This window comes from Streptococcus sp. 2018110 (genome assembly GCF_019754115.1).
Classification (GTDB): domain Bacteria; phylum Bacillota; class Bacilli; order Lactobacillales; family Streptococcaceae; genus Streptococcus; species Streptococcus hashimotonensis.
This window is the reverse complement of sequence record NZ_JAIJZO010000013.1, coordinates 52,260-67,772: the sequence shown is the minus strand read 5'-3', so window position 1 is coordinate 67,772 and position 15,513 is coordinate 52,260. Positions and strand designations below refer to the sequence as shown.

Here is a 15,513-nt window from a genome sequence, read left to right as displayed (position 1 = left end):
TGGGAGAGAGGTTCAAATGAAAATCATAATCGATTAATTCGGAGATGGTTACCTAAAGGAACCAAGAAAACGACTCCGAAAGAAGTCGCTTTTATCGAAAATTGGATTAACAACTACCCTAAAAAATGCTTGGACTACAAGTCGCCAAGTGAATTTCTTTTGGGTGGCTAACTTCAACTTGAAATTTGGGGTTTTTTTATGATATAATGTAGAGAATTGATGAAAAGGAGCTTTTTATGCTATTGGAATTGTTGAAGGCTATATTTTTAGGAATCATTGAAGGGGTAACGGAATGGTTGCCAGTTTCTTCAACTGGGCATTTAATTTTGGTTCAAGAGTTCGTGAAATTAAACCAAAGTAAGAACTTCCTAGAAATGTTTAATATTGTCATTCAGCTAGGAGCAATTCTAGCAGTTATGACTATTTACTTTAAAAAATTGAATCCATTCCAGCCTGGAAAAACCAAGCGTGATATTCAATTGACTTGGCAATTATGGGCCAAGGTTGTCATTGCCTGTATTCCGTCCATCCTAATTGCAGTCCCGTTGGATAATTGGTTTGAAGCGCACTTCAATTTTATGGTACCGATTGCGATTGCTTTGATTGTCTACGGTATTGCCTTTATTTGGATTGAGAACCGTAACAGAGGTGTAGAGCCACAGGTGACGGACTTAGCGAAAATGTCTTATAAAACTGCCTTGTTGATTGGGTGTTTCCAGGTCTTAAGTATCGTTCCGGGGACTAGTCGCTCAGGTGCGACCATTCTGGGAGCAATCATTTTGGGGACCAGCCGATCTGTGGCGGCAGATTTTACCTTCTTCCTTGGGATTCCAACCATGTTTGGTTACAGTGGCTTGAAGGCTGTTAAATATTTCTTAGATGGCAATAGCCTGAATATGGATCAGGTATGGCTCTTGTTAGTCGCTAGTGTGACGGCTTACTTGGTATCCTTAGTTGTTATTCGTTTCTTGACAGACTTTGTTAAAAAACATGATTTCACGGTTTTTGGTTACTACCGTATCATTTTAGGAGCGATTTTATTGGTTTATGCCTTTATCACATTTTTATTTTAAGAGCAGGGAGACCTGCTTTTCTTTTGTCTTTCGAGCTTGGTTTTAGTATAATGGTGGAAGATATGTATGAGTATTGAAAATGATCAATCAATTTTAAGAAATTGATGAATCAATGAATGAGGTAGTTATGAAAGTAAAGCAAATTAGTGATTCAACCTTGAAAATCACTATAAAATTAGATGATTTGGAAGAGAGAGGAATGGAACTTTCGGACTTTCTCATTCCGCAAGAAAAGACAGAGGAGTTCTTCTATACTGTTTTGGATGAATTGGATTTACCAATGACTTTCCGAGAAAGCGGTATGCTGAGTTTTCGTGTGACTCCGAAGCCAGATCGGGTGGACATCTTTGTTACCAAGTCTGATTTGGATCAGAGCTTGAATTTCGATGAATTTACAGATTTGTCGGAACTTGGTGATGTCGCAAGTATGACTCCAGATGAGTTTTTCAAGAGTTTGGAGCAAACCGTTCGTGAGAAAAGCGCACCGGATGCAACAGCCGTTCGTCATTTGGAAGAGGTAGAGCAAGAGGAAGAAGCAGATGAAGAGGAGCAGGAGCGTTATATTTACTATATCTTGGAATTTCCAACGATAGAGGATCTGTTTACTTTTGTTGGTACGGTTGATTATCCAGTAGAAGAATCGGAATTATATAAAATGGATGGTCACTACTACTTGACCGTTCTTATCAATGTAGAAAATCGTTCCAAGCAGTATCCAGGCTACATTCTCTCACGGATGTTGGAATTTACCAATGATACTAAGTTGACCAGACCTGCTTTACAAGAACACGGAACTTTGATGCTTCCGCTTGCGGCAATCGAGGAGCTTAGGAAGGTTCCGACAGTATGATTCCTTTTGCTCTAAAATACATAATGGTCATTATTACAACCATGGTCATATCAGCCATTGCGACCCCCTTGGTTCGTTTTATGTCCCTGAGGGTTGGAGCGGTCGATAATCCCAATGCACGGCGGATAAATAAGGTGCCCATGCCTTCAGCGGGAGGTCTGGCCATCTTTGTGGCATTTACCATTTCTGTCCTATGGTTTTTACCAGGAATTGTTACCCGTGTCAATTACCATGGCACTTACTTGCATTATATCTGGCCCCTGGTCCTAGCATCCAGCATTATCGTTCTTACGGGATTTATTGATGATGTCAAGGAGCTAAAGCCTGCTCCTAAAATGTTTGGTATTCTAGCTGCAGCGACGATCATTTGGATTTTTACGGAATTTCGTTTTGATAGCTTTAAGATTCCTTTTGGAGGACCTTTCCTTCAATTTCCTATCTGGCTCTCTTTTCTATTAACGGTCCTTTGGATTGTTTCCATTACGAATGCAGTCAACTTGATTGATGGTCTGGATGGTCTGGTTTCGGGAGTATCGATTATTTCCTTGACAACGATGGGAATTGTGTCTTATTTCTTTTTGCATGATAGCAATATTTTTTTGACCTTAACCATCTTTGTTTTGGTTGCGGCGATTGTTGGTTTTTTACCTTATAACTATAATCCCGCCATCATTTATCTTGGCGATACAGGAGCCCTTTTCATTGGGTTTATGATTGGAGTCTTGTCCCTTCAAGGACTGAAAAATTCGACAGCTGTTGCAGTGGTTACTCCGATGATTATTCTTGGAGTGCCTATTACGGATACTGTAGTAGCCATCATTCGTCGAAAATTGTCTGGGCAAAAAATCTATGAAGCAGATAAGATGCATCTGCATCATCGCTTGCTCTCTCTGGGACTTACTCATCGTGGCACAGTATTGGTGATTTACGCCATCTCTTTCTTATTCTCCCTGACCTCTCTTTTGCTCAATGTTTCGAGTCGAATAGGGGGGATTCTCCTATTGGTGACCATGGGACTGGGGATTGAGATTCTCTGTGAATTGATTGGCATCTTTGGTATCAATAGAACTCCCTTGCTCAACCTTCTTCGTTTTATTGGTAATAGTAGTTACCGTCAAGAAAAAATCGCAAAGTATAAAAAGTGCTACGAAGAGAAAAAAAGAAAATAAGAATCTTTCTAAACAAGATAAGAGCCGTCAGGCTCTTTTTTTGATATAATATAGTGGATATAGTTAATTAAAATTGTCAGAAAAGACTATTTTATAGATTAACACTCTCTGAAAATCATCATTAACAAGAAAAGAGGCTGGGCTCAAGCCCCGCACCGCTTCTCAAAGTTGGCGTCAATATCTCAGCGCAGTAGTGGTTAACAGCTCAACAACTAGAAATAAAGACTTGTTGACGAACTCCCCTATGAATGGTCGGGTTCTTTCCCACTGCCAAAGTTGAGTCTTATCGGTGTATCTAGTTAGCTTGGTCAGTTAATGTGGTTTTTGAAGAGGACAAAAATGAAAAGGAGCACAGCATGTCAGTATTAGAAATCAAAGACCTTCATGTGGAAATTGAAGGCAAAGAAATCTTGAAGGGTGTGAACTTGACCCTTAAAACAGGTGAAATTGCAGCCATCATGGGACCGAACGGAACAGGGAAATCCACCCTTTCAGCAGCTATCATGGGCAATCCAAGTTATGAAGTGACCCAAGGTGAGATTCTGTTTGACGGTGTCAATATTTTAGAATTAGAAGTCGATGAACGTGCCCGCATGGGACTCTTCTTGGCTATGCAATACCCGTCAGAAATTCCAGGCATCACCAATGCGGAATTTCTTCGTGCTGCGATGAATGCTGGTAAGGAAGATGAAGACAAGATTTCTGTCCGTGATTTCATCACCAAGTTGGATGAAAAAATGGAACTCCTCAACATGAAAGAGGAAATGGCAGAACGTTACCTCAACGAAGGTTTCTCAGGTGGTGAGAAAAAACGCAATGAGATTCTGCAATTACTCATGTTGGAACCAACTTTTGCCCTTCTTGATGAGATTGACTCAGGATTGGACATTGATGCGCTTAAAGTCGTGTCAAAAGGAATCAATGCTATGCGTGGGGAAGGCTTCGGTGCCATGATTATCACCCACTACCAACGCTTGCTCAACTACATCACACCAGACGTTGTCCATGTCATGATGGAAGGTCGTGTCGTGCTTTCAGGCGGACCAGAATTGGCGCAACGCTTGGAAAAAGAAGGATATGTCCAAGTTGCAGCAGAGCTTGGCATCGACTACAAAGAAGATGACATTTAAGTCTTTGGAGGAAGCTATGACCAAAGAAAAAATTCAAGAATTTTCAGCCTTGCAGGCAGAACCAACTTGGTTGACAGACCTGCGTCTTAAGGCTTTTGACAAAATAGCAGAGCTGGACTTGCCGGTTATCGAGCGGGTCAAGTTTCATCGTTGGAATTTGGGTGACGGAAGCTTAGCTACAAATGATGAAATCGGGGCAGTTCCAGATTTTACAGCCATCGGTGACAATCCTATGTTGGTACAGGTTGGCAGCCAAACTGTTCTAGAGCAGTTGCCGGTTGACCTTGTAGAGAAGGGTGTAGTCTTTACAGACTTCGCATCGGCTATGGACATCATTCCAGATGTACTTGAAAAATACATCGGCGCTGCCGTAGCCTACGACGAGCACAAATTAGCGGCTTACAACACAGCTTATTTTAACGCAACAGCTGTCCTCTACGTACCAGATAATGTTGAAATCGACCAGCCAGTTGAGGCCCTTTTCTACCAAGACAGCACCAGTCCAGTTGCCTTTAACAAACGCGTCCTCATCATCGCAGGAAAAAATGCCAAGCTTAATTACCTGGAGCGCTTTGAAAGTCTAGGTGACGGAGCAGCAGCGACTTCAGCCAATATTGTTGTAGAAGTAATTGCTCTTGCTGGTAGCCAAATCAAGTTTGCGGCCATTGACCGCCTTGGTAAGCATTTGGATACCTACCTCAACCGTCGTGGCTACCTCGGAAACGATGCAACGATTGACTGGGCGATTGGTCTGCTCAACGAAGGAAATGTGGTTGCCGATTTGGACAGCGAATTGAAAGGAAACGGCAGTCATGCCAATCTCAAAGTTGTCGGCCTTTCATCTGGTCGTCAGGTACAAGGTGTTGACACCCGCGTGACCAACTATGGTCATAATTCGGTCGGACACATCCTGCAACATGGGGTTATCTTAGAAAGCGGAACCTTGACCTTCAATGGTATCGGACACATTGTTCGTGGTGCTAAAGGTGCAGATGCCCAGCAAGAAAGCCGTGTCCTCATGTTGTCTGACAAGGCTCGCTCCGATGCCAACCCAATTCTCCTTATCGATGAAAATGAGGTCACAGCTGGACACGCAGCCTCAATCGGTCAGGTAGATCCAGAAGATATGTACTACCTCATGAGTCGTGGTCTGGACCGAGCAACTGCTGAACGCTTGGTTGTTCGCGGTTTCCTTGGCGCAGTCATTACCGAAATTCCTGTCAAGGAAGTTCGTGACCAACTGATTGCCGTGATTGAAGAAAAACTAACAAAGAGATAAGATATGGATTTGGAACGCATTCGCAAGGATTTTTCAATCCTAGACCAAGTTGTTAACGATGAGCCGCTGGTCTATTTGGACAATGCGGCGACCACTCAAAAACCGCAGCAGGTACTAGATGTGCTGGCGGATTATTACCAGAGGGATAATGCCAATGTTCACCGTGGCGTTCACACCTTGTCGGAACGGGCAACTGCTCGCTACGAGGCGGCTCGGCAGAAGGTGGCAGATTTTATCCAGGCCAAGTCTAGCAAGGAAATCCTCTTCACCAGAGGAACGACCACCAGTCTTAACTGGGTAGCTCAGTTTGCAAAGGAAATTCTCCAGCCAGACCAGGAAGTGATCATCTCGGTCCAAGAGCACCACTCCAATATCATCCCTTGGCAGCAAGCCTGTCAGCAAACAGGTGCTAAGCTCCGCTATGTGACCCTAAAAGACGGCGAGCTAGACATGGACCACCTGCGGTCGCTGTTGTCTTCTAAGACCAAGTTCGTCTCCCTAGCCCACGTATCCAATGTCCTAGGTGGCGTGGTTCCTATTGGGGAAATAGCAGAGCTGGTGCATGAAGTCGGTGCCTACTTGGTGGTGGACGGAGCCCAGTCAGTTCCCCACATGGCCGTCAACGTGCAAGAATTAGACGTGGACTTCTATGCCTTTTCAGGTCATAAAATGTTAGGACCGACAGGAATCGGCGTTCTCTACGGCAAGGAAGAATTGCTCAATCTCATGTCGCCTGTTGAATTCGGCGGTGAGATGATTGATTTTGTCTATGAGCAGTCAGCCACTTGGAAAGAATTACCTTGGAAGTTTGAAGCTGGAACGCCTAACATTGCAGGTGCCATTGGGCTGGGAGCAGCTATTGATTACCTAACGGAAATTGGCATGGACGCTATCCAGGCCCACGAGGCGGAACTGGCTGACTATGTCTTTCCAAAATTGCAGGCTATTCCAGGCTTGACCATTTATGGCAGTCAGGACCTGTCCAAGCGGACGGGAGTTATCGCCTTTAACTTGGACGACTTGCATCCACATGACGTGGCAACTGCCTTGGACTATGAAGGTGTTGCTGTGCGGGCTGGCCACCATTGTGCCCAACCGCTTCTCAGGTATTTGCAGGTGCCAGCCACCGTGCGAGCAAGTTTTTACATCTACAATACCAAGGCCGACTGTGATAAGTTGGTCGAGGCAATTATCAAGACAAAGGAGTTTTTCAATGGCCCTATCTAGATTAGATTCTCTTTATATGGCAGTTGTGTCTGAACACTCCAAGTCGCCTCGTCACCGCGGAAGTTTGGACGGAGTGGAAAAGCTAGAACTCCACAACCCAACCTGCGGCGATGTGATTGAATTGTCAGTCAAGATTGAAAATGGTCGGATTGCCGACATCGCTTTTGACGGAGTTGGGTGTACCATTTCAACCGCGTCGGCGTCCATGATGACCGAGGCAGTCCTTGGTAAAGAAATCAGTCAGATTCAAGAACTAGCGGAAATCTTCTCACAAATGGTCCAAGGCCAAGAAGACACACGTCAGAAGGATCTAGGAGATGCCTCGCTCCTTGCAGGCGTTGCCAAATTTCCTCAACGCATCAAATGTGCCACACTTCCATGGAATGCCTTAAAGAAGACAATCGAACGCAGTGAAAGTGCTGACTGAGCACCATCGAATAAACAAAAAACGAAAATCATACAGAAAGGATTGTTCAGTTTCTGATTGGAATTGAAATTGAACAGGCCCAGCAAGTATTGAAGAGAGCGTAACTGTTATTTTCATACTTTTTGGGCTTAGTATCTTATATTATGTCAGAAGAAAGAATTGAACCAACCCCGATTGACCTTGGGGAATACAAATTCGGTTTCCATGATGAAAACGTGGAACTGGTGGCTTCGACTGGTAAGGGCTTGAGCGAAGAAGTCATTCGTGAAATGTCCCGTATCAAAGGCGAGCCTGAATGGATGTTGGAATTCCGTTTGAAATCCTATGAAACCTTCAAGAAAATGCCTATGCAGACCTGGGGAGCCGACTTGTCTGAACTGGATTTTGATGATATTGTTTACTATCAAAAACCGTCGGATAAGCCAGCACGTAGCTGGGATGATGTGCCAGACAAAATCAAGGAAACCTTTGAACGCATCGGGATTCCAGAAGCTGAGCGTGCTTACCTGGCAGGAGCTTCTGCCCAGTACGAATCAGAAGTGGTCTACCACAACATGAAGGAAGAGTACGACAAGCACGGTATTATCTTTACAGATACCGACACGGCTCTCAAGGAACACCCTGAGCTCTTCAAAAAATACTTTGGAAAACTCGTTCCGCCGTCAGATAATAAACTAGCTGCCCTCAATTCAGCGGTTTGGTCAGGTGGGACCTTCATCTATGTACCAAAAGGTGTTAAGCTGGATATTCCACTTCAAACCTACTTCCGTATCAACAATGAGGGGACAGGTCAGTTTGAACGCACCCTTATCATCGTAGATGAAGGGGCAAGTGTTCACTACGTAGAAGGCTGCACCGCTCCGACTTACTCAACGGCCAGCCTTCACGCTGCTATTGTGGAAATCATTGCCCACGAAGGTGCCTATATGCGTTATACAACCATTCAGAACTGGTCAGACAATGTCTATAACTTGGTAACCAAGCGTGCCCGTGCTGAGAAAAATGCCACAGTTGAGTGGATTGACGGCAACCTTGGTGCCAAGACGACTATGAAATATCCAGCGGTTTACCTAGAAGGTGAAGGGGCTCGTGGAACCATGTTGTCCATTGCCTTTGCCAATAAAGGTCAAGTCCAGGATACCGGTGCCAAGATGATCCACAATGCCCCACGCACCTCATCTTCTATCGTGTCCAAATCCATTGCCCGTGGCGGTGGAGAAGTCAATTACCGTGGTCAAGTCACTTTTGCGAAAAACTCAGCCAAGTCGATTAGCCACATCGAGTGTGACACCATTATCATGGATGATATTTCTAAATCAGACACCATTCCATTTAATGAAATCCACAACTCACAAGTGGCTCTCGAACACGAAGCCAAAGTATCAAAAATCTCAGAAGAACAGCTCTACTACCTCATGAGCCGAGGTCTATCCGAGTCAGAAGCCACAGAGATGATTGTCATGGGCTTTGTCGAACCATTCACCAAAGAACTCCCAATGGAATACGCAGTCGAACTCAACAGACTGATTGCCTATGAGATGGAGGGGAGCGTGGGTTAAGGTAACAATTCGGGGAATTGTTACCTTCCACGCTCGTCGTTTTCTGTAAGAAAACGATATGTAGCTAGGAGTTTCGTAGAAACTCTCTCCAACCGACGTTGGAAATAGGGAGCGACGGCAGTCGCTCCTCTTTGTAATTCAGCTAACCTTGTGACTCAAACAGCTTTAAAGCTGTTCAAGCCCGTCAAACTCCCCTACTGAAGTAGGAGAAGAGGAGTAGCGGATGTCACTCTGCGATAAAAAAATAGTATGTCGAAATCGTTCGACATACTATTTTTTATAATTTTTCATTGACATAGCGGACAAATTGATTCCACCAAGAGAATGGCCAGGATGCTTCTTTCATATCGCTAGGGATAATCATATCGACACTAGCTTGCTCGGAAATATAACCTTTTCCAATGAGGTCTTGATCTTTCAGTTGCAGTTTGCCAACCAAGGTCCCTGCTTTGAGGGGAGCATCAATTTCTTTTATATCCGTTGTGAAAGTTGCGGTGGGGACATTATCAGTTTGATTTCGTTGAACAACAGTTAAATCTGCTGCTGCAACAACAGGACTTGTTTCTTTTTCACCATTGAAAACCTTTATCTTACTACCTTCAAAAGCTTCCCCTTTTTTTACTAGCGTAACAAGCGAAAAGTTAGAATAAACATAGTTCATCAAATCATTTGTCGCGACAAATCGATTTTCTGGAGAGGTCAGCCCATCAGTGGCATTCAATACTACTGTGATAATGCGCATACCAGCTTGTTGAGTTGTTGCAAGAAAACTTGAACCTGCTGAGTTTGAGGTCCCTGTTTTTAAGCCGTCAACCCCTCCACGAGCGTGAGTACCATCGCTTAGCATTTGGTTGGTGCTATAGTAAGTGTAGCCACCAAAATCGTAGGCGTTTAGTGAGGTAATGTCAAGTACCTGAGGATAGTCGAGTATTAATCGTCTAGCAATGATAGCAACATCTAAGGCTGAAAACATATTTACATCTTCAGGACTGGAACCTGGATAAATATTTTCACCCAAGTCGGTATTGTCTAGTCCGGATACATTGACAATCTTTGCGTCAGTAATTCCCCATTCTTGGACTTTTGCTTTCATTCGATCCACGAATGCAGCTTCGCTACCGGCTATTTTTTCTGCCAGAGCAATAATAGCACTATTGGATGATGTTATTAAAGAAGCGTTTAACAGGTCTCTTACTGAATAGGAACGTTCATCTAGGTTGACATTACTTAATTCTGTATTAGAAGTGAGGCTATAGGGATAATCAGAAATATCTACCATAGTATCTAAAGTGATTTCCCCCTTTGCCAGTGCTTCGTAGACCAGGTAAATGCTCAATGTCTTACTGATAGAAGCAATGCTTGCTTTGGTTTCGGCATCTTGCTCATACAAGATTTTGCCGCTACTTACTTCAACTGCGATAGCATGCTTGGCTGCAACAGAAAAATCTTCTGCCAAAATAGGTGTGGAAGTGAAAAAAAGAGCAATAACTGTAGTGAGTGTTAGTAAAAATTTACGCATAATCATTCCTTTGGCTGTTATTTTATTCTATTATATCACAAGAAATGTGAGAAAAATTTGGAAAAAATATGTAAAAAATGAGAAAATGCTGAAAAAATATGTTTTTACAAAATTTTCTGACAAAAAGACTTTATTTAAGAAAATTTTATGATATAATGATTTTTATAAGACATAGTAATAAGTGTCAAACAAAAAGAAAACAGAGGTGTTTTATGAAAAAGACAACGAAACTTTTTGCACTTGCAGGTGTGACTCTCCTTTCAGCATCTGTTCTTGCAGCATGTGGTTCAAAACAATCAGGTGCAGCAAAACAGGAATTGTCATTCCCATCTGAAGTAAAACAAGATGGAACAGCAGTGTCTGATGCTCAGTTGAAATACGCATGGGTATCACCAACAACTTCATCAGGTCTCTTGATTGACGAGTTGACTGAAAATACAACTGACTCAACATTTGGTGGTTTTGTTGATATCTCACTGTTCGGTTTCGATGGAAATCGTAAGTTGGATGATTCTGGTCTTGCTAAAGCTGAATTTGATGTAGAAGGTAAGAAAATTACAGTTAGCTTGACAGGTAAGGACTACAAGTGGTCAGATGGTGAGCCATTTACTATCAATGACTACATCTTTACTATCAAGTCAATGGCAAGCAAAGACTATACAGGTGTTCGTTTTGATGATAAATTCTTGAACATTGAAGGTATGAAAGAATTTGTTGCTGGAACAGCTTCTGACATCTCTGGTCTTAAGAAAATTGATGACTACACAGTGGAATTGACTGTAAAAGAAATGTCACCTTCAATGATGTATGCGGGTGGTGATGTCCCAGCCTATATCCAACCAGAACACATCTATAAAGACATCCCTGTTGCAGACTGGGAAAAGAGCGAGTACTCACGTACAGCTAAACTTGTTGGTATGGGACCTTGGAAAATCAAGGAAATCGTAAACGGTGAGTCTATCACTTACGTACCAAACGAATACTACTTCAAGGGACAACCAAAAACAAGCTCATTGAAGGTTGATATTGTATCTCCAGATACAATCGTTTCTGAGATGAAAGCTGGTAACTATGACATCGCTGAGATGCCTGTTGACCAGTTGGATTCATACAAGGATGCTTCTAACTTGAATATCGTTGGTCAGTTAGACTCAGCTTATGAATATATCTCATTCAACCTTGGTAAATATGACGAGTCTGCTGAGAAGAACGTCATGGATGAAAATGCTAAGATGAATGATGTGAAACTTCGTCAAGCGATTGCCTATGCGATTGATACCAAGACAGCTGGTGAGTCATTGTACAATGGTCTTTACCACCCTGCAAAATCATTGATTATCTCATTCTTCGGCGATATTCATGATTCAGAGTTGGAAGGTTATTCATACGATCCTGAAAAAGCGAAAAAACTCTTGGATGAAGCTGGTTACAAAGACGTAGATGGCGATGGTATCCGTGAAGGCAAAGACGGTAAGGAATTCAAGATTACCTTTGCTGCTCGTAAACGTACTGAAGCTAACGAAGCGCTTGTACAACAGTACATTGCTTGGTGGAAAGAAGTCGGCTTGAACGTTGAATTGTACACAGGCCGTACAGTTGAAATCAATACATTCTACGAAGCTGTTCAAGCAAATGATCCTGCTATCGATATGTACGCTGGTGGTTGGTCAACAGGTTATGATCCAAACCCAACAGGTACTTGGGGTCCTATCGCTGCCTTCAACATGTCACGCTTCGTGTCTGATGAAAACACTAAATTGTTGAATGCAATTAGCTCAACAGAATCATTTGACGATAAGAAAAATGTTGAGAACTATAAGGCTTGGCAAAAATATGCTTACGAACAAGCATTTGCTATTCCAACATTTGAATCTGAAAAGGTTACAGCACTTAACAAACGTGTGAAAAACTATGACACTAACTATGGTTCAGCTTCAGGAAATGGTATTGCTTATGAGGGTATCGAACTTACAGCTGATAAAGGTGTAGCAGAATAGTCTGCAAGAAGACAATAGAATTTGAAAAAGCCAACTTGGTTGGCTTTTTTCAGATTGCTATTGGAATTTTCAGATAATTGTGGTATAGTAGACTCAGTACACAAAAAATGAGTCCCTACTAACAAAAACTCAAGATGGATCACATTAACCTACTCAATTTCTAATTGAGTCAGTAATAGGATGGTCTTGATTTATGATTGGATATACGTACATTTTTTACTTCTGGGTAATCGCTATCAAATGATAATTGATAGAAATATGTTATTCTAGAGTAGTTATATAAAGTCAGTTAATCAAACATTATATGAACTTGATAATCGTAAGGATATTGAATTGATTGAGCTTGATTAGCTGGCACATAAAGGAGGAAAAAGCGTGGCTACCGAAAAACCGCTTTTAGACATTAAAGATTTACACGTCGGTTTCCGTATTGGAGATGATTATTTTGACGCTGTTGACGGTGTTGACATCTCATTGCAAAAAAATGAAATTTTGGCAATTGTAGGGGAATCTGGTTGTGGTAAATCAACTTTGGCAACGACCATTATGGGCTTGCATAACCCTTTGAATACCAAAATCACAGGAAGCATCCAGTACAACGATATGGAATTGATTGGCATGGATGAAGCCAAGTACAATACGGTACGTGGTAATGATATTGGTATGATTTTCCAAGATCCCTTGGCTTCTCTGAATCCATTGATGACGATTGGTGCACAGATTGATGAGGCGCTGTTCTATCACACTGATTTGGATGCCAATGCTCGTACAGAGCGAGTTTTGGAACTCTTGGCTCAGGTAGGTATTCCAAATCCTAAGCGGACATTTAAACAGTATCCACATGAGCTTTCAGGTGGTATGCGTCAGCGTATCATTATTGCGATGGCCTTGTCTTGTAAACCGCCAATTATTATTGCGGACGAACCTACAACGGCCTTGGATGTTACAATTCAAGCACAAATCTTGGATCTCTTAAATGATATTCAAGCGGAGACAGGTTCGGGTATTATTTTGATTACCCATGACTTGGGAGTGGTTGCAGAAACTGCTGATCGTGTGGCTGTCATGTACGGTGGTCAGTTTGTTGAAGTGGCACCAGTAGAAGAACTCTTTACCAATCCAAAACATCCATATACACGTTCGCTCTTGAAGTCAAATCCTCAATCAGGTAGCGAAGGAGGCGATCTTCATGTTATTGAAGGTATTGTGCCGCCGATTACAAAAATGGTTCGTAAGGGTTGCCGTTTTGCTCCACGTATTCCGTGGATTGGAGCAGAGGCTCATGAAGAGAATCCGAGCATGCACGAGGTAGGTCCAAATCACTTTGTTCGTTGTACCTGCCATGAGACATTCTATTTTGAAGGGGAGGCCTAATAGTGGGATTTATTGAAGTAAAAGATTTAAAAGTCCATTATCCAATTCGTAGTGGCTTCTTTAACCGTGTGACGGATCATGTCTATGCTGTCGATGGCGTTAATATTGAGTTTGAAGAAGGAAAAACCTATGGTTTGGTAGGTGAGTCAGGTTCTGGGAAATCGACCATTGGTAAGGCAATTATCGGTTTAGAGCGTGCCACTTCTGGTCAGATTATCTATGAGGGACAAAATGTAACCAACAAATCACGTGGTAAAAAAGGAAACTTTAATCGTGATGTTCAAATGATTTTCCAAGATTCTCTTTCAAGTTTTAACCCGAAAAAGCGTATTTTGGACATCATTGCGGAACCAATCCGTAACTTTGACCGCTTATCTCCAGATGAAGAAAAGAAAAAGGTTCTTCATCTATTGGATACAATCGGTCTAAATGAAGAAGCCCTGATTAAATATCCTCATGAATTCTCAGGTGGTCAGCGCCAACGTATCGGTGTTGCTCGTGCCTTGGCTAGTAACCCTCGTTTGATTATTGCTGATGAGCCGGTTTCTGCCTTGGATTTGTCTGTTCAGGCACAGGTCTTGAACTATATGAAACGTATCCAAGATGAGTTCAAGCTTAGCTATCTCTTTATTTCCCATGACCTCGGTGTTGTACAACACATGTGTGATGAATTGTTCATCATGTATCGCGGACGTTTCGTAGAGACAGGAAATAAGAACGATATTTATAATAATCCACAACATATTTACACTAAACGTTTGTTGTCTGCGATTCCAACGATTGACCCAGTCAACCGTTTGAAGAATAAAGAAAAACGTTTGGCTGCTGAAAAAGAGTATCAAGAAATGCAAGGTCAATACTATGATGAAAACGGTCGTGTGTACGATTTGAGATCCTTCTCAGAAACTCATCAAGTAGCCCTTCCAGAAGGAGGTCAGAACTAAGATGTGGAAAACAGTATTACGTCGTTTACTCATGATGATTCCGCAGATTATTATCTTGAGCATCATTGCTTTCTTTGTTGCGAAGATGATGCCGGGGGATCCCTTTACAGGATTGATTGACCCAAATATCGATCCAGCAATCATCGAACAAAAACGGATTGCGGCAGGTTACTATGACCCAATCCCTGTTCAGTATTTCCGTTGGATTGGTAATCTTTTGCAGGGGGATTTTGGTCAAAGTATCCTCTTCAAGCAACCTGTTGTTGATGTTATCATGCAACGTTTAAACAACACTATTTGGTTGTCTTTATTGACGATGGTGTTGACTTATTTGATTGCCCTTCCATTGGGGATGATTGCAGGTCGTTACCAAAACTCGCTTGCAGATAAAATCATTGGCGTGTATAACTTCTTGACATTTTCAACTCCAACTTTCGTTTTTGCCATCCTTATGCTTTGGATGTTTGGCTTTAGTTTGGGTTGGTTCCCAACGCGTGGGTCGATTGACGGTGGTGTAGCAGGATTTGCAGCCATTCTCAGTCGCTTACACCACATGATTCTGCCAGCGATTACAATGGCAATTTTGTCAACAACAGTCACTATTCAATATCTTCGTACGGGGATTATCGATGCGAAGAGCCAGGACTATGTTCGTACAGCTCGTGCCAAAGGTGTTCCTGAGAGAGTTGTTTATAACCGTCATATCTTCCGTAATTCTATCTTGCCAATTGCATCTTTCTTGGGCTATGAATTGACAGGGTTGATTGGTGGTTCTATCTTTATTGAAAATATTTTCACTTATCCAGGTATCGGTCAGTTATTCTTCAACTCTATTTCTAGTCGTGACTATAGTGTCATCTTGGCTTTGTTGTTGATATTTGGTATGGGTACCTTGTTGGGGACATTGATTTCAGATATTATCATGAGTATCGTGGATCCACGTATCCGTGTGAAATAGAAGGAGG

The 15,513-nt window shown here is 42.4% G+C and carries 14 protein-coding genes; 13 read left to right on the top strand and 1 reads right to left on the bottom strand.

Going from position 1 to position 15,513, the window contains the following annotated elements; all coding sequences use genetic code 11:
- The 9 genes from K5Q34_RS08390 to sufB all read left to right on the top strand — a co-directional run.
- Positions 1 to 171: transposase (locus K5Q34_RS08390; protein ID WP_367303171.1), on the top strand; the 171-nt coding region annotated here is incomplete at its 5' end.
- 65 nt (positions 172 to 236) lie between these two features.
- Entirely contained in the window at positions 237 to 1,073 is an 837-nt protein-coding gene (locus K5Q34_RS08385; protein ID WP_024410806.1) for an undecaprenyl-diphosphate phosphatase, read from the top strand.
- A 127-nt stretch (positions 1,074 to 1,200) separates the two neighbouring features.
- Positions 1,201 to 1,923: an adaptor protein MecA gene (mecA, locus tag K5Q34_RS08380; protein ID WP_002938171.1), complete on the top strand. Its 723-nt coding sequence runs from the start codon at positions 1,201 to 1,203 to the stop codon at positions 1,921 to 1,923.
- On the top strand, positions 1,920 to 3,092 hold the full coding sequence (locus K5Q34_RS08375; RefSeq protein ID WP_221864831.1) for a glycosyltransferase family 4 protein: 1,173 nt from the start codon (positions 1,920 to 1,922) through the stop codon (positions 3,090 to 3,092). The genes mecA and K5Q34_RS08375 overlap by 4 nt, the downstream gene beginning before the upstream one ends.
- A 356-nt stretch (positions 3,093 to 3,448) precedes the next feature.
- Complete coding sequence (gene sufC / locus K5Q34_RS08370) at positions 3,449 to 4,222, top strand: Fe-S cluster assembly ATPase SufC (RefSeq protein ID WP_002938165.1); 774 nt, start codon at positions 3,449 to 3,451, stop codon at positions 4,220 to 4,222.
- 16 nt (positions 4,223 to 4,238) lie between these two features.
- Complete coding sequence (sufD, locus tag K5Q34_RS08365; protein ID WP_024406545.1) at positions 4,239 to 5,501, top strand: Fe-S cluster assembly protein SufD; 1,263 nt, start codon at positions 4,239 to 4,241, stop codon at positions 5,499 to 5,501.
- A gap of 3 nt (positions 5,502 to 5,504) precedes the next feature.
- Positions 5,505 to 6,728, top strand: a complete 1,224-nt coding sequence (locus K5Q34_RS08360) for a cysteine desulfurase (protein ID WP_221864830.1) — start codon at positions 5,505 to 5,507, stop codon at positions 6,726 to 6,728.
- The gene (gene sufU / locus K5Q34_RS08355) at positions 6,715 to 7,155 is read left to right on the top strand and encodes a Fe-S cluster assembly sulfur transfer protein SufU (protein ID WP_074391666.1); all 441 of its coding nucleotides are present in this window, start codon (positions 6,715 to 6,717) and stop codon (positions 7,153 to 7,155) included. Before K5Q34_RS08360 ends, sufU begins: the two co-directional genes overlap by 14 nt.
- A gap of 143 nt (positions 7,156 to 7,298) precedes the next feature.
- The gene (gene sufB / locus K5Q34_RS08350; RefSeq protein ID WP_024379508.1) at positions 7,299 to 8,714 is read left to right on the top strand and encodes a Fe-S cluster assembly protein SufB; all 1,416 of its coding nucleotides are present in this window, start codon (positions 7,299 to 7,301) and stop codon (positions 8,712 to 8,714) included.
- A gap of 277 nt (positions 8,715 to 8,991) precedes the next feature.
- Here sufB and pbp3 read toward each other — a convergent pair whose 3' ends face one another.
- The gene (pbp3, locus tag K5Q34_RS08345) at positions 8,992 to 10,233 is read right to left on the bottom strand and encodes a D-alanyl-D-alanine carboxypeptidase PBP3 (protein WP_024406548.1); all 1,242 of its coding nucleotides are present in this window, start codon (positions 10,231 to 10,233) and stop codon (positions 8,992 to 8,994) included.
- A gap of 212 nt (positions 10,234 to 10,445) precedes the next feature.
- Here pbp3 and K5Q34_RS08340 point away from each other — a divergent pair, with 212 nt between their 5' ends.
- The 4 genes from K5Q34_RS08340 to opp4B all read left to right on the top strand — a co-directional run bounded on the left by K5Q34_RS08340 (position 10,446) and on the right by opp4B (position 15,506).
- On the top strand, positions 10,446 to 12,230 hold the full coding sequence (locus tag K5Q34_RS08340) for an oligopeptide ABC transporter substrate-binding protein (RefSeq protein WP_105142167.1): 1,785 nt from the start codon (positions 10,446 to 10,448) through the stop codon (positions 12,228 to 12,230).
- Between the two features lie 375 nt (positions 12,231 to 12,605).
- Positions 12,606 to 13,604: an ABC transporter ATP-binding protein gene (locus K5Q34_RS08335; RefSeq protein WP_002942324.1), complete on the top strand. Its 999-nt coding sequence runs from the start codon at positions 12,606 to 12,608 to the stop codon at positions 13,602 to 13,604.
- A 2-nt stretch (positions 13,605 to 13,606) separates the two neighbouring features.
- Complete coding sequence (locus K5Q34_RS08330; protein WP_029694475.1) at positions 13,607 to 14,548, top strand: ATP-binding cassette domain-containing protein; 942 nt, start codon at positions 13,607 to 13,609, stop codon at positions 14,546 to 14,548.
- A 1-nt stretch (position 14,549) separates the two neighbouring features.
- On the top strand, positions 14,550 to 15,506 hold the full coding sequence (gene opp4B, locus K5Q34_RS08325) for an oligopeptide ABC transporter permease (protein ID WP_074391669.1): 957 nt from the start codon (positions 14,550 to 14,552) through the stop codon (positions 15,504 to 15,506).
- The last annotated feature ends 7 nt before the right edge of the window (positions 15,507 to 15,513 follow it).

What these genes read in the sequence shown, in the direction of transcription:
- K5Q34_RS08375 (WP_221864831.1), top strand. Translation starts at nt 1,920, where the DNA reads ATGATTCCTTTTGCTCTAAAATACATAATGGTCATTATTACAACCATG.
- sufD (WP_024406545.1), top strand. Translation starts at nt 4,239, where the DNA reads ATGACCAAAGAAAAAATTCAAGAATTTTCAGCCTTGCAGGCAGAACCA.
- sufC (WP_002938165.1), top strand. Translation starts at nt 3,449, where the DNA reads ATGTCAGTATTAGAAATCAAAGACCTTCATGTGGAAATTGAAGGCAAA.
- K5Q34_RS08360 (WP_221864830.1), top strand. Translation starts at nt 5,505, where the DNA reads ATGGATTTGGAACGCATTCGCAAGGATTTTTCAATCCTAGACCAAGTT.
- K5Q34_RS08340 (WP_105142167.1), top strand. Translation starts at nt 10,446, where the DNA reads ATGAAAAAGACAACGAAACTTTTTGCACTTGCAGGTGTGACTCTCCTT.
- mecA (WP_002938171.1), top strand. Translation starts at nt 1,201, where the DNA reads ATGAAAGTAAAGCAAATTAGTGATTCAACCTTGAAAATCACTATAAAA.
- sufB (WP_024379508.1), top strand. Translation starts at nt 7,299, where the DNA reads ATGTCAGAAGAAAGAATTGAACCAACCCCGATTGACCTTGGGGAATAC.
- pbp3 (WP_024406548.1), bottom strand. Translation starts at nt 10,233, where the DNA reads ATGCGTAAATTTTTACTAACACTCACTACAGTTATTGCTCTTTTTTTC.
- K5Q34_RS08385 (WP_024410806.1), top strand. Translation starts at nt 237, where the DNA reads ATGCTATTGGAATTGTTGAAGGCTATATTTTTAGGAATCATTGAAGGG.
- sufU (WP_074391666.1), top strand. Translation starts at nt 6,715, where the DNA reads ATGGCCCTATCTAGATTAGATTCTCTTTATATGGCAGTTGTGTCTGAA.
- opp4B (WP_074391669.1), top strand. Translation starts at nt 14,550, where the DNA reads ATGTGGAAAACAGTATTACGTCGTTTACTCATGATGATTCCGCAGATT.